General features: G+C 60.8%; 10 protein-coding genes. 1 reads left to right on the top strand and 9 read right to left on the bottom strand.

Annotated features, from left to right (window positions below):
* Positions 1-87: 87 nt before the first annotated feature.
* Positions 88-1338: a hypothetical protein gene (locus JV241A_RS09295; RefSeq protein WP_134062114.1), complete on the top strand. Its 1251-nt coding sequence runs from the start codon at positions 88-90 to the stop codon at positions 1336-1338.
* Between the two features lie 77 nt (positions 1339-1415).
* On the opposite strand, the gene JV241A_RS09290 is transcribed toward JV241A_RS09295, so the two are convergent.
* From JV241A_RS09290 to JV241A_RS09250, 9 genes are all read right to left on the bottom strand, one after another.
* The gene (locus JV241A_RS09290; protein WP_115087051.1) at positions 1416-1634 is read right to left on the bottom strand and encodes a DUF4287 domain-containing protein; all 219 of its coding nucleotides are present in this window, start codon (positions 1632-1634) and stop codon (positions 1416-1418) included.
* Positions 1627-2334, bottom strand: coding sequence for a class I SAM-dependent methyltransferase (locus JV241A_RS09285; RefSeq protein WP_115087050.1), 708 nt, complete (start codon positions 2332-2334; stop codon positions 1627-1629). The genes JV241A_RS09290 and JV241A_RS09285 overlap by 8 nt, the downstream gene beginning before the upstream one ends.
* A 98-nt stretch (positions 2335-2432) precedes the next feature.
* A complete protein-coding gene (locus JV241A_RS09280; protein ID WP_134062112.1) occupies positions 2433-5015 on the bottom strand; it encodes a fimbria/pilus outer membrane usher protein in 2583 nt (860 codons plus the stop codon).
* Between the two features lie 89 nt (positions 5016-5104).
* The gene (locus JV241A_RS09275; protein ID WP_115087048.1) at positions 5105-5854 is read right to left on the bottom strand and encodes a molecular chaperone; all 750 of its coding nucleotides are present in this window, start codon (positions 5852-5854) and stop codon (positions 5105-5107) included.
* A gap of 73 nt (positions 5855-5927) precedes the next feature.
* Positions 5928-6515, bottom strand: coding sequence for a fimbrial protein (locus JV241A_RS09270; RefSeq protein ID WP_134062110.1), 588 nt, complete (start codon positions 6513-6515; stop codon positions 5928-5930).
* Positions 6516-6645: 130 nt separating this feature from the next.
* On the bottom strand, positions 6646-7293 hold the full coding sequence (locus JV241A_RS09265; RefSeq protein ID WP_115087046.1) for a response regulator: 648 nt from the start codon (positions 7291-7293) through the stop codon (positions 6646-6648).
* A 41-nt stretch (positions 7294-7334) separates the two neighbouring features.
* A complete protein-coding gene (locus JV241A_RS09260) occupies positions 7335-10553 on the bottom strand; it encodes a hybrid sensor histidine kinase/response regulator (RefSeq protein WP_115087045.1) in 3219 nt (1072 codons plus the stop codon).
* A gap of 85 nt (positions 10554-10638) precedes the next feature.
* Positions 10639-11826 carry an EAL domain-containing protein gene (locus JV241A_RS09255; protein ID WP_115087044.1) on the bottom strand — a complete coding sequence of 396 codons (1188 nt, stop codon included), beginning with the start codon at positions 11824-11826 and terminating at the stop codon, positions 10639-10641.
* Positions 11813-14632, bottom strand: coding sequence for an ATP-binding protein (locus tag JV241A_RS09250; protein ID WP_134062108.1), 2820 nt, complete (start codon positions 14630-14632; stop codon positions 11813-11815). Before JV241A_RS09250 ends, JV241A_RS09255 begins: the two co-directional genes overlap by 14 nt.
* Positions 14633-14655 lie beyond the last annotated feature (23 nt).

The following is a 14655-nucleotide window of genomic DNA, read 5'->3' as shown; positions in this document are numbered from 1 at the left end:
TGGGGCCATTATGGCGGCCGGTCATCACGGGACCGCAGCGCAAATGGCCAGGAACACGCTGGAATTTCACGAAGGGAGTCAAACGCGATGTCGATGCTGGAGTTTATTGGTGAAATTGGCAGAGCTGAAAAAATTCACAGAAAGCCGCATGTCCCGCGAGACAAAGCGTACAACGCCATTTCATCCTACTGCCCGAAGGTCAGCTACGAGGACATCGAAATCCTTATCGACGAGACCGTTTTCGGAAATGCCAAGGTAGGCATTATCATCACCGCTGACGGAATCCATGGGAAAGAAAACTTTTGCGATCCCTTCCATTATGAAATGGGTAAGGTCGCTTCCCTGTTCGCCAAAAAAAGCCTGATGGCTACAACGCTGTACATCAATGAAAGGCAAGTCATCAAACTGACCCAACCTTCGGGTTCCGGCATCGTCCATCTGTTCAATAGAATTGAACTGTATCTGCGCCAGAGTACAAGTGCCGCCAAGGCTGAAGTTCAGTCTCAGCCCAAGGTTCAGGCGCCGCCCAGTGTGGACCCGCTACCGGTCGTGCAACAGCCGGTAGCGACGGAAGAACCGCAGGCAACCGCTGCGCTACCGTCCGAGGCGATTGCCCACCCGGTTGAAGATGCGCCTGCCATTGACGAAAAGCCGTCCGCTTCAAAGTTTCGACGCTGGCCGAAAGACGACTTGATCAATTCAATTCAGACCAACAAGCACCTGAACTCCGTGTTCAATTTCATCGGCGATGTGCTGAGCGACAACAACGCCAGCAAAACCGAAACGTTGCGCAGAGAGGTCAGCGGATTCCTCTCCAAAACCATCCTCCGGTTGCGCAAGGACTACATTGATCAGAACCAGGTCATTGGTCTGATGAACGATATTGCAACGCTGGAACTGGCGATTTACAGCATCGCCGTCCTGCGTTTCGAGTTGAGCAGCAGGCGGGTGGATCCGCGTTTGATCGCCTATTCCTTGAACGAAGGGGTAAAGGCCTTTCTCTCGTTGGATAACAGCACCAGTTCCAGAACAATGCTCGACAATGTGTTGCACCTGGCGCAGAGCATGGGGGACAGCCTCGACGATATTCTGTTCTCGTTCTACATGAGAATGGTCACCAGCAATATGAAAGGCGCCCTGGCCGATGACGAGATGGAGATGCGCATGATGCGCTCTGCTGTCAGTTTCAATAAAACGCTTGCGCCCGAGCAGGCCATGGAAAATCTGGTTCAGGAACTCGTGCTCGGAGCACTGTCCGAAATCGGCGACATTAGTGGCAACCGGCACATCGGTCATGACGCCCAACGTTGTGCCGATCGGTTGATTGACCTCTTCTAGCGATGGCTTGTCGCCTCCCGGTCAATGCGCGAAAAGCGCTTTCAGCAAGCATTGAACGGGGGCGCGGCAGCCAACCTTCAGCCCTTTTTAGCGGCTGCCAGAAAGTGCGCAACCAACGCATTGGCATGGCCATGGCCCATGCCATGTTCGGCCTTGAGCCAGGCCACCATCTCCATATGCTTCCTGGCGCTGACTGAGCCGAGCAGCGTCAGCCAGTGGCTTATGGGTTGCCCGTACTTCTTCTCGATCGAAGGGAAGTACGAGGCGGGTCCTTTTACTTTTTGCTCCTCACTCATGATCCAGGCTCCTTTCAAGCGAATTGACTGGCAGTGTCGCCTCAGCCACCAACAACAATGACTGCGGCACGGCGCTTTGCGGATGTTGCGGCTCTTGCAAACCGACCCATTTGAAACCCGCCATGTCCAGCGCATTGAACCAGCTGGACAGGGTGCGCAGGTACCAGGGCATGGGTTGCCACTGGCCCTGGAAACCGGCGAAGTCCTCCTTGCGCCAGCCATCCTGGTAGACCTCTGCGGCTGCCGTCCACGGGTGCAGGGTCTGGATCACCAGGGCACCGCCAGGGGCGAGCAGGGCGTTCATGGCGGCGAGCAGGGGGATGATGTCCTGGTGCAGCAGGGCGAAATTGGCGCAGATCACATGGTAGTTGCTGCCGATATCCACCTTTGCGTCTGCCAATGCCTGGTAGCTGGCCAGATGCACCGATGAATTGCCTGCCGCTCGTGCGGCCTCGACCAGCGTCGGGTCGCCATCCACCCCCACGGCCTCGATGCCCCGTTCGGCCAGCGCCCGCAACAGCCAACCTTCGCCGCAGCCCAGGTCGAGCACGCGCTCGGGCTGGCGGCAGAGCACGGCCAGCAGAATTGCCTGGTCGGTGACCTTGAGGCGGCTTTCGATGGCGCCGCTACGGACGGCCTCTATCCAGGCGCGGGCATTGTGTTGCCAGCTCTGCAGAAGTTCGGCATCGGGGGTGGCCATGGCGCTGTCCGGGGTGGAGTTGCCCACAAGGATAGGACAACTATGGAGGACCTTCGACGAACATTTGCGTCAGTAAGCGCAGCAGGCTTGCCCCGTGATCAAGGCAACGCCGGTTGACACACCAGCGGCACGCGCTCGTAGTTCAGTGCCGGGTTGCGCTCGGGGAGCGCGTAGGACGTCGTGCATTGCTGGTCATTCCATTTGATCAGGAGCGTGGCCGAATCCTTTTCGACCAGGGCCAGGGCGTTGCCGCCAGGGTCAGAGATTGCCAGCTGTTTGCCAGCTTGGTCTTCAACCGAGGCGCCGAACGGGATGCGCTGGTGCTGAGCATCGAACAGCTCGAATTGCACCCGTCTGCCGCTCTTGCTGGCGTAGCGGGCCAGCACCACGGCACCGCGCCTTGGCACCACTTGCCGGGTGGCGTTGTCCATCTCGATGTCGGCGCCCAGGTCGCGGGTATCCAGGCTGATCCAGTTGACCCGATAGGGTTGCGCGTTCGGCACCACGGCAAAGCCGTTGGCGCCGGTTTGCGCGCCGCTGTAACTGCCGATCTTGACCCCTGCAACACCGGGAACTTCAGCCAGGGCGAAGGTTTCACCCACCGTCTGGCCAAGGTTGATGCCGCCGGCATGGGCGACGACGGAACCGGCCAGGTTGAGGTTTTGCGAGTTGTAGCCACGTCCCTGGCTGTAGCCGACACCGATATCGGCAACGCTGGTGCGGGTGGTGATGTTGGCTGAAGCCGAGCTGCCGCCAGTGCTGCTGTTGCCGCCTTGCAGCGAGTAGTAAGTGTCACTGTCTTGCGACAGGTAGCCGTTGATGCCAACTTGCGTGCTGTCGCTGTTCTTCTGGGTGCTGGCCGAGACGAAGGCGCGCGGCGCCCGGGGCTTGGAGCCCAGCGGGAAGGACACGGACAGGTTGACCAGGGTGTCATTGTTCGAGGGGCCGTAATCACCGACGTCTTTGCTGTAGGTGGCGCCAAGGTTGTAGCTCAGCTCACCCCAATAGTTGCTGTAACCGGCGGACAGGCTCTGGGAACCGCCCCGGCCCCAATAGCGCTGATCGCTGGCATTGAGGTAGACGCTGCCATATTGCTGGTTGCGGCCGAGGCTCTGGTTGATGGTGAGGTCGGTACGGGTTTTCGAGTTGCCGGTACGCTTGGGGCTATCGGTATCGAGCTCTTCGACATGGTTGGTCAGCGTCCGGTAGCCCTCGGTCGAGTAACGGTAGGCGGCCAGGGTGAAGCTGGTGTCGGTACCGGTGAAGGTTTTCGCGTACAGCGCCCGCAGGCTATTGCCCCGGACCGACTGGCCCGGGGTACGGCTGGAGGAGTGGGTCAGGTCGACCGAGACCGCGCCAATGGCGGTGTTGCGCCCGGCACCGAGTGCCAGCGCCTGGAAGTGGTCGCTGGCCTGGACGCCGACGATGCCACTCAGGTTGCTGCTGATGCCATAGGCCAGGGTACTGCTGACAAATTTCGGCGACGCCAGGCCCTCGCTGTTGCTGTTGTACTTGCCCGCCGAGACGCTGTACTTCAGCTGGCCTTCACGAACCATGATCGGCAAGCTGGAGAACGCCTGCACGCTAACCCGACGACTGCCATCGGCCTCGATGATGGTCACTTGCAGGTCACCGTTCGAGCCGCTGGGATAGATATCACTGATTTCAAACGGGCCCGGCGGTACGTTGGCGGTGTAGAGGATGTAGTTGTTCTGGCGGATCTCGACCGTGGCGCTGGTTTGCGCCACGCCGCGGATGATCGGCGCGTAGCCGCGCTCGCTGTCGGCGCGCATGCCTTCGTCCGAGGCCAGTTTCAGGCCGCGATAGCGCACGCTGTCGAACAGGTCGGCGTCGGAGAAGATATCGCCGGCACTGAATTGCCCCTTCAACGCGGTCACATCATGCTGAACGTAGCTGCGGTTGCTCTTGAACTTGTTGGGCTGATCGGTACTGCTGCTGAAGTTCGACTCATTACGCAGTCGCCAGGCGCCCAGGTTGATACCGTTGCGCAGGCCCAGATTGTTGGACAGCGTGGTGGCGGTGTCCGTACTGTTGCGGTTGCTGCTCAACTGGTAATTGATGAACGCCGCCGATACGCCGTCATCCCACAGCGCCGGGTCGACATACCCGCGCATGCCGCGTTGCATGGCGACTTGCGGCACGCTCACCATCAAGCGCAGCCGGCTGACGTCATAGCGCTGGGTGGCTTTGTCGATCAGCGCGGACAGGTCGTAGCAGGCCTCTGGCTCGGCCGGGGTGAGCTTGTTCGTGGCTTCCAGCTTTTTCATGTCGATGCCCAGTTGCCGGAGCAGGTCCAGGGTCAGGCAGGCCTCGACTTTGCCGGTGCTGGGTGTGCGCCGGAATTCAATATCACGACGGCCTACCAGTACTTCGTTGCTGTAAAGGTCGACCCGGTAGTTACCCGGTAGCACGCTGTTGGCCGAGAGTAGCAATTGCAGGTCCACCGACGACTGGGCGCCCTGGAGGAACGAGGTGTTGAACTGTTCCTGCTCAATATCGCTGGCTGCGGGGGTGGCTGCGCCCGCTGTCGTGGGCAGGCATGAGACGATGGCGATGAGCAGGGGGCAAAGGGTCGACGGGTGTAATAGGGTGGGGGGCGTTGCCGGTCGCTTTTGCTGGTTTACGCCATGATCGTGTTTGCTGCCAGTGAGTAAAGACATGCAAATAACCTATATCACCCCCGATACGAGTAACGGTGCGGAGCGAAGTAAAGTGCGGTGGAAGTACGATGAATAGTCAAACCGGTGGCTCAAGGTGACGCTTTCGTCAGGCTGGCCTTTGTTGCCGTGGCATTGACGAGTTGCGTGGTGTAATGCTCTTGGGCGCCATAATCGTTAATACTGGTGAATGACAAGTTTGCCGTGCCGGCTGCGTTGAGTTGCTTTACCGCTAACTCTTTGTGTTCACCCGGGGCGATCATCATGGAATCAACGACGATTTCCGTTGATTGGCCGGATTGCAGTTTTATATCCCCCATGGACACGTGGTAGAGGCCGGGGTTATCAATCCCCAGGACGGTTTTCCCTGCGCGCTCGCGCAATTGCCATTGCAGTTCTGTGGGGGCCAGATAGGCGTTGGCGGTCAGGCCTGATGGGCGAAAGAACACTTTGATGCGCTGGCGAACCGCGAGCTGCAAGGTGTTTTCGGTTTTTGCCGCCTGGGGGATTTCCTGGACGTTGAGCCAGACCACAGACTCTTTATCCGACGGCATGCCGGTGCCTTCATAGATCACCCGCAACAACTGCTGCTCGTTGCCGGTGACCCGCGCCAGGGGCGGCGTAACCGCGAACGGCACTGGCGTCGAGTCAGGGCCATCGCTGTCGACCCAAGACTGGATCAGCACGTCATCACCGGTGTTGCGCACGGTGATGCCGGCCTCTTTGTGCTTGCCATCAAAGACCAGGCGAGTGCCGCTCAAAGAGATGCCGGCCGAGGCCTGGGCAACCGCGAGCATGCCGAGGATGCCCAGGCAGAAGGAAAGGGGTTGACGAACCAACATGATATTTACCGCGTCATTGCCAAGAAAAAAGCGGGGCGAGTTGCCCCGCTCCGGGTCAGAGCCTGCTCTGGAGTTATTCGTATTGCAGAACGAATGGCAGGGTGGCGTCACCGCGACCGGCAACGACAGTGTCCAGGGCCCCGGTGGTGACGTAGGCAGCGGAGAATTTCAGGGTGGTGTTGCCATCCTGCAGGGTGTTCTCGACGCGGGCGGTGGCGTCGGAAGTCAGGTCGATCAGCGCGCCATTGGCGTCGAGCAGGGCAATACCGACGTTTTTCGCCGCGCCCAGACCATCAATCAGTCTCAGTACTTTGGTGCCTTCGACCAGGCCAGAACCGTCGGCTTTTTTCGGTTGGAAGATCATCGACACTTTGGTGCCCTTGTTGCAGTTGATCTTCATGTCGAAGTTTTCCGCGCTCAGCTTGCCGCTGCCAATCGGCGCGGCGGCGGTGCCCATGTCTTTGATCGACACTTCACCCATGGGCACGGAAATAGTCTTGTTCATGTCCGAGCTTTCAACGGAGCAGGCGTCGTTGTTGATTTTTCCAGTGAAGTTGATGGTGCCGGAACCGGCTTTGGTCGGCACGGGGTCGGCGGCGAGCGCGTGACCAGTGGCGGCGAGGATCGAGAGGGTCATAAAGGCCAGGGTGAACTTCTTCATTCTGATTTCCATAGGTGTTTTAAGTGCTGCATGAAAGTGCAGTTACACAATACGGAGGCCAGTCGGAAGAAAGAATCAGACGATCCTTATAAGCACTAACGGCGGGTTTCGGCAGGCTCGATAACGCCGGTTAATTGAACAGTTTGCGCTCCAGGCAGTACGCCAATAAGTCCTGGTCACTGGCAACTTCCAGTTTGCGCATGGCCGCAACCTTCTGCGCACTGATCGTCTTGGCGCTTCTATTCTGGCTGCGGGCAATTTCATTGACACTCAGCCCGGCGACAAACAGGCGCAATATTTCATGTTCCTTGGGCGACAGCCGGGCAAAGCGTTCGTCCAGGGCGGTGCTGGACTCCACCACCGACGTGGGGGCGGCCCCGGCGCTGTGAAACGGCTTGCCGCTGGCGACGGCCTTGAGCGCGATTTCAATTTCGTTGTGCAACTGGCTCTTCTGGATAACCCCGAGTACACCCAGCTCATGGAGCCGGGTCAGGATCAACGGGTTGGAGATCATGGTCAGCACCAGGACCTGCACGTTCGGGAAGTGTCGCTGTAAATACCCCACGAGCTTCAGGCCATCGCCGTAGGGGGAGTCGGCGGGCATGTTGAAGTCGGTGATCACCAGGTCGACCGGCTGCTGTTCCAGCAGCTCGATCAGGCCGACGGAGCTGACGGCTTCGCCGACCACGCTGAAATGCACATCGCGCTCTACCAGTTCGCGTACGCCGAGCAACACGATAGGGTGATCGTCAGCGATGACAACGTTTAGTTTTTTCATGACCGGTCGTCCGTAAGGTTTGCTGAAAAAGTGGGGGGTAGTCATTCGACGGCGAGCAGCACAGCGCCCAGCGCTTCAAGGACGTCAAGCACCTCCTGCGCCAGGGCCGGGGTGATGGTCAGCCCGGTCAGCCGGCACTCGAGCTCGGCGCAGGTCTGCGCCAGGGCAAGGGCCTGCACCACGGCCAATGACCCGGCAATGCTGTGAAGTTTCTGCGCCACGCCGTCGGCATCGCCACGCTCAAGCGCGGTGCGGGTGTCCTGCATGTCCTGTTGCAGGGTACTGACAAACAGCGCCCGCATCTTCGCTGACAACTGCAGCGGTGTTGCAGGCGCTTGCGGGAGCGGGGGGAGGGTGGCGCCGATGGCATGCGCCGACTGGTTCGCTCTGCAGTGCTTGAGCAATTGCGTGCGCAAGGTCTGCAGGTTCAGCGGCTTGACCAGCCAGGCATTCATGCCCACGGCCGCGCAGCGTTCACCTTCCTCGCGCAGGGCATTGGCAGTGACGCCGATAATGGGCACCTGAGTATCCCGTTGGCGCAAGGCCGAGGCCAGTTCGTAGCCATTGGTGATTGGCATGTTGACGTCGGTCAGGACCAGGTCGAACCGCCCGGGCAGCCATTGGGCCAGCGCCTGTTCACCATTGTCGGCAACCGTGACGGTACAACCCAGCGCTTCCAGTTGTTCCTTGATGATCGCCTGGTTGATCGGATTGTCTTCAGCCACCAGTACCCGCAGGTTCAGGGCCAGGGCCTGGTGCGGCACCGGTGCCTGGTGTTGGGGGTTGCCCCCTTGCTGCGCCAGGTAGACCGCCCAGGCGATAGCGCGCACATCGTGGGCATCGACTTCCCAGCCTTGGGCCGAATGCTGCGGCGGGTTACGGGCGCCTGCGGCGGCGATAATCCGCGCTCCGGGCCAGGGCGTTTCGTTGCCCAGCGGCAACATATCCACCAACAGTGTCGAGGCCGCTGCCGGTTTCATCTCGGCACCTGCGGGCCAGGCTTGTGCGCCCAGGCGATTGAGCCAGGTGCACAGGTGCTGCGCCAGCTCCTGGGTCGGAGCACGCACGCAAACCGGCGCAGCGCCCGGCTCGAACGCCGGGCAATCGGCCAGCTCGCCCGGTCGGCACTCAAGTGCCAGTTGCAGGGAAAAACTGCTGCCCAGGCCAGGTTCGCTGACGACCTTGAGCTGGCCGGCCATCAATTCACACAGCCACCAGCAAATTGCCAGGCCCAACCCTGCACCGGCTTCACTGGAGGCGTCGCGCACCTGGTAGAACGGATCGAACAACTGCGCCTGCTGGGCCTGGGAAATACCGATGCCCGAGTCGCTGACCTGCCACTGCAGGCTGGCTTCCTCGCCACTGCGTTGCAGTACCCGCAGGCGCAGCACCACCCGGCCGTGATCGGTGAACTTGATCGCGTTGCTCAAGAGGTTATTGAGGATTTGCCGGATGCGCAGCGGATCGCCGCGCACCCGGTCAGGGAGTGTGGCGTCAATGCAGGCATAGAGCTGCAACCCCTTGGCCTGGGCGGAGGCGCTGTAGGTGCGCACGGTGTCTTCGGTCAGTTCCAGGGGGCAGAAGTCCTGGGCTTCCAGGGTCATTTGCCCGGACTCGATCTTCGACACGTCCAGTACATCGCTGATCAACTGGAACAAGGTTGCCGAGGAACGCTGGATGGTGTCCAGGTACTGCTGCTGACGCGGCTCGAGCGCCGTCAGCCCCAGCAGTTCGAGGGTGCCCAGCACGCCGTACAGCGGCGTGCGGATCTCGTGGCTCATGGTCGCCAGGAACCGGGTCTTGGCTTCGTTGGCCGAGTCGGCGGCTTTGCGTGCCTGTTCCAGCGCCACGGCGTCCTCGACCCGGCGGGTGACATCATGGATGGCGCACAGCCAGACATCCTGGCCGTGATAGCGGGTGGAAATGAAATCGACGTGCAGGTGACGGCCGTCGACCTCAAGGTCGGTCTGCCCGGAGCGGGTAAGGTCGTGCTGGCGGTTGAGGGCGTTGATCAGCTTGGCACTGTCCTGCCATTGCTGGGCGCGCGGGTTCTCCATCAACACCTGATGATCGCTGCGGCGGACCACGCACAGGCCGGTCGGCGCGGTGTCGATGACAGTGCGGCTGAACGCCTCGCTTTCGGCGATGCTCTCATGGGCCTGGTGGGCCGGCAGCACCACCCGGCGTTTGTACCAGCGGTTGAAGGCCCAGCCGCCGCCCAGCGCCGCCAGCAGCGCCAGCAACAGGCCAAGCAACGGCCAACGGGCGTAATTGAGGAAACTCTTGATACTGATGACGTAGATCCCCGTCCAGGGTTGCCCCTGGGTGCTGGATACCTTGAACACCAGCCCGTCACTGTTGAAGTTCAGCCCTTCATGCAGGTGCAGTTCAGGCTTCACCGCACCGATCAGCGCTTCGCCGGAGGGGGCGATCAGGGTGAAATGGTCGTAGATCGTCCACTGCATGATCCGCTCGACGTCGTTGACCTGGGACAGGTTCAGCAGTGACGCGACCACCACCCAGGGGCTGGCACCCTGGATGTTCAGATGGGTCGAGGACAGGTCGAGATTGACGTAGCCGAGCACGGACGGGATGGCAACGTTATCGGATGCTTCGTTGTACTGCACCCAGTGAACCTGGTTGTCCAGCGGCTTGGGATTGTTGTCGTGCAGCCGCTGCAGCACCTGCTTCATCACTGCGACGAACTCGCCACCCTGTATCTGACCTGCGTCGCGCAAGCGTCCGGCGGCGGGCACGGCAATGTCGAAGTTGTCCGGAACGTTGAACAGGAACACCTGTGGTGACTGAAAGTGCGAGGCAGACCAGAAGGCGCTGTAGTAATCGGCCAGGTGCGCCCCGAGGGTAAAGACTTTCGCCTGTTGGCTCGGTGCAACACTGTCCGGGTTGATCTTCACGCTGAACGGCAACGAGAACGAAAACTGTTGCCCCTGATAGATGTCAGGGCCTTCATCGGGCAGTGCCTTTTGCAGCGATATGGGTGAGACCAGTGAGTCCAGCAGTTCACCCTTGGCACTCTGCGCAGACACCGTGTCGAGAAAGGCTTCCTGCTCGCGCAGGTTTTCCAGCACCCGGGCAAAGTGGAACCGCACCGTGTCGTGCTGTTCTTCGAGCGTGCGCTGCACCCCCCAATAGCTGATGCCCATCAACAGCAGTACGGTGGTGCACAGCACGGTCAGGCCTCTGTTCAGGCGCAGCGAGCTGTTGGCCAGCTTCTCGAAGAAAGCGTTGGGATGATTCATCGCGGGGCCACCCGGAAGGTGAGCGCAAAGCGGTTGTGCACGGAGACCTCGAAGCAAGAGACGTTCAAACGCACATGCCTGCGGGTCAATACGCGCTTGCCGGACCGTCATGGGTCAACAACTGCTGGAACTGACTCGAAGACACGGCTTGGGAAATCAGGAAACCCTGGACCTGAGTGCAGTCGATTTTACGCAACAGAGCAAGTTCCTGCGCGGTTTCTACACCTTCGGCCACGACGGTCAGACCCAATTGCCGGCCCAGCGCGACAATGCTGGTCAACGCCTGGGCCAGCTCTTCGTTCTCGTTGCAGCCCTGCACCAGCGCCCGATCGATCTTCAGCTCGGTAAAGGGCGTCGACACCAGGTTCATGTAGGAGCTGTAGCCCTTGCCGAAATCATCTTGCGACAGGCCGAACCCCATGATCCGCAGCCGGCAGGCGCCGGCGTAGAAATTGCTGATGTCCTGCGGTACCGAGCACTCCATCAGCTCGAAGCAGATTTTCCCCGGTACCCCTTGCTGATCGTGAACAAACGCCAGAATGCGATCGGCCAGGTCATGGCTGTTGAGCAGGTGGGTGGGCAGGTTGATGGACACCGGAATGTCATAGCCCTGCTCACGCCACTGCGCCTGGGCTTTGATCGCCTGGCCCAGCACGTGCCACAACAGGGGTTCTTCCAGGCCGTAAAGCTTGAGCGCGGTGAGGAACATGCCCGGCAACAGCACCCCGTACTCGGGGTGCATCCAGCGCACCAGTGCCTCGGCGGCGACGATGCGACCATTGGCCAGGGCCTTCTTGGGTTGAAACCAGGCCTGCAGCTGACCGTTGTCGAGGGCATCGAGGATCGCCTGGCGCTCGAAGCCCGGGGTGGGCTCGGGCTGCGCGGCATTGCGCAAGCCCATGAGTTGATCGGTCAGGCTGCGCAGGGCGGCGGCCTTGACCGGTTTCGAGATCAGGCCGATGACCTTCACTCCCAGGTTGCGCGCCACCAGGCTGGCCGCCATCAGCATACGCCGCGAGGTTGCACTCATGATTGCCAGGGCTGGCCTGCAGCGCAGGGCTGCCAGGCCCTGGATGAACTGCACGCCATCCATGCCGGGCATCAGCAGGTCGGTGAGGACCAGGTCGAACTGACGTCGCTTCAAGCGCGCGAGCGCTTCGGCGCCATCGCATGCCACCTCCAGATGGAAATCACCCAGTTCGCTGAACAGGTGTTGCAGGTACAGGTGCTGGAAGGGGTGGTCTTCGACAATCAGAATGCTACAGGGCTTCATGGGGAGTTCTTTCATAAGGCGCCAGGTAATTGAACAGGGCTCTGAGCGTGAAAGGCTTGACCAGGCAGTGGTTCATACCCGCCGCCAGGCACAAGGCCGCTTCACCGCGCAGGGCGTTGGCGGTGGCACCGATGATGGGCGCCGTGCAGCCCAGGCGACGCAGCTCCCGAGCCAGCTCGTAACCATTGAGCCCAGGCATGTTGACGTCGCTGAGGACCGCGTCGAATTTTCCGTTGTCCCAGAGCGACAAGGCCTCGTTGCCATTGGCGGCCAGCTCCACGGTGCAGCCGAGCTCTTCCAGTTGATCGCGCAGGATCAGTTGATTGATCACGTTGTCTTCGGCGACCAGGATGTGCAGGTTCAGCTGCTTGAGGTCGAACGGATCGAACGCCTCCCGGGGGCTTGCCACCCACAGCCCTTGGGCCAGGCTGACGGCCTGGTGAATGGCCGGCAAGTCGTTGAGGTTGACCTTCCAGGCGCCGGACATGATCTGCGGTTCGTTGCTGCCATCGCCGCAGGCCAGCACCAGCGGGCCGAGCCAATGGGGCTCCAGGCGCTGCTCGAAAGCGCTGGCGTGCAGTTCGATCAGGACACTTTGCGTGGCAAGGTCGGCGCTGGGCGGGCGACCGATTTGCGGACGGGCGCCCCAGCGACGCAACCAGCCACTGACGACCTCGGCCAGTTCGCGGATCGGTGAAACCACATGGACGATCTCCGGCAGCAGGCTGGGCATGGTGCTTGGCAGGGTATTGCCCGAGGGTTGCTCCAGTGGCAGGGTCAGGGAAAAACTGCTGCCCAGCCCCAGTTCGCTGACCATGCGGATACTGCCGTTCATCAAATGGGTCAGGCGCTGGCAGATGGGCAGACCAAGCCCCGTACCCGCCACCACATTGGTGTTGCCATCGATCTGGTAGAACGGATCGAAAATCAACGCCTGATCGTCCTGGCTGATCCCTTTGCCGGTGTCCGAGACTTGCCATTGCAAGGTAGCGCGCTCGCCTTCGCGGCACAGCAGCCTGACCCGCAGGACCACCCGTCCGGCGTCGGTGAACTTCACGGCGTTGTTCAGCAGGTTGTTGAGGATCTGGCGGATTCTCGTGGCATCGCCGATAACCCGCTCCGGCAACTGCGGGTCCAGGCAGGCATACAGCTGCAAGCCTTTGCTGCGGGCGGCGGCGGCATAGCTCTGGATGACTTCCTGTACCAGCCCCAGTGGGCAGAACTCGCTCGACTCCAGCACCAACTGGCCCGCTTCGATTTTCGACACGTCCAGCACATCGCAGATCAACTGCAACAAGGTTGCCGAGGAGCCTTCGATCGCCCGCAGATAGTCGCGCTGCTGGACGTCCAGTGGCGTACGCGCGAGCAGTTCCAGGGTGCCCAGCACACCGTACAGCGGGGTGCGGATTTCGTGGCTCATGGTTGCCAGGAACAACGTCTTGGCTTCGTTGGCGGCATCGGCCAGTTGCCGCGCCTGTTGCAGCGCCTCTTCGATCTGGGTACGGGCGCTGATGTCGCTGAAGGCGCACAACAGCACGTCCTCGCCCTTGTAGCGGGTGGGCGAGCTGCTCAAGTACAGGTGGCGGCCATCGGCGGTTTCAAAATAGTCGGTGAAGGTCGCCGACGTGCCAGCAAAGGCCTGGCAAATCCAGCCGGGGCACAACTGCTCGCGCTCACCGCCCTGGCCCAGCCACTGTTGGGACAGAGTGTTTTCCAGCACCACCTGGCCATCGGCGCGGCGCAGTACGCACAGCGCCACAGGGGCGGTCTGGATCACGTCGCGGCTGAACAGCTCGCTTTCGACCACGGCCTGGATCCGGTGGATGGTCGGGGTGATGAAACGATGCTCCAGGCGCCGGATCAGCAGCCACACCAGGCTGATACTCAGCAGGCAGAACAGCAGGGCGCCCAACAGTTGCGATACCAGCGCGGCGAGCAGCGCCTGCAGGCTGATGGAATACACCAGTTGCCAGTCGGATGACTTGAGTTGTTTGCGAATCACCAGGTGATCGGGCAGCCAGCGTTCGCCAACCAGCCCGAAGAAGTTCTCGCGCTGCAGTTGCAACAGGTTCTGGCTCAAGTGTGCGCTGTGGCTATTGGTAAACAACAGCATGCCCTGGGCGTTGAACATCATGAACTCGCCGGCGCTCTGGTCGTTCAAGGCGCTGGAGACTTTACGGCCATCCATTTCCAGGCCCAGCCAGCCGGAGTCCACGTCACGTTCGTCCAGGCGGATGAAAATGTACAGCTGTGCATGCTTGGCCGATTGATGAGTCAGCCAAAGCTCTTCATGGGGTGAGTTGTTTTCGCGCTTCAAGGTTTCCAGGCTTTTGAGCATCGCCTGAGGAAAGGTTCTCGGCATCGGCGTCGCGGTGTACAGGCGTTTTACCTGTGCGTCGGTGCCGCTGCTGACGTAAATCAGATTGACCTGCTTGGCTTTCAAGTTGTCGCGCATGCGCTGGGTCAGCCCGATGCGCCACTGCTTGCCGGGCGTGGTGCCCAGCAGCAGGTGGATTTCTTCATCGGACATCGGTGGCACGCTTCGGGATTTACGCGTGGCCGACAGGCTGAGGCTCTCGAGCAGGGCCTGGCGGGTGGTGAAAAACGTATGGGCCTCGGCGATCGCGCTGCTCATGTAGCCACGACGCTGCGACACTTCATTGGTGAAGGTGAACAACAAAAAGTTGTACACCCCGCCCAGAATGCCGATCAGCAACACCACAGCGAAAATGCGCAACAAGCGTCGCGCCGCATGGGGGGTGGAAAGGATCGGGTTGATCTGATGCAGGTACGTCTTCAATCTCATGCCGGCACTTTAGGCACGCGGGG

It is taken from the genome of Pseudomonas sp. JV241A, assembly GCF_900275665.1.
In the GTDB taxonomy this organism is placed as follows: Bacteria; Pseudomonadota; Gammaproteobacteria; order Pseudomonadales; family Pseudomonadaceae; genus Aquipseudomonas; species Aquipseudomonas wadenswilerensis.
This window is presented reverse-complemented; position numbering and strand designations above follow the sequence as displayed.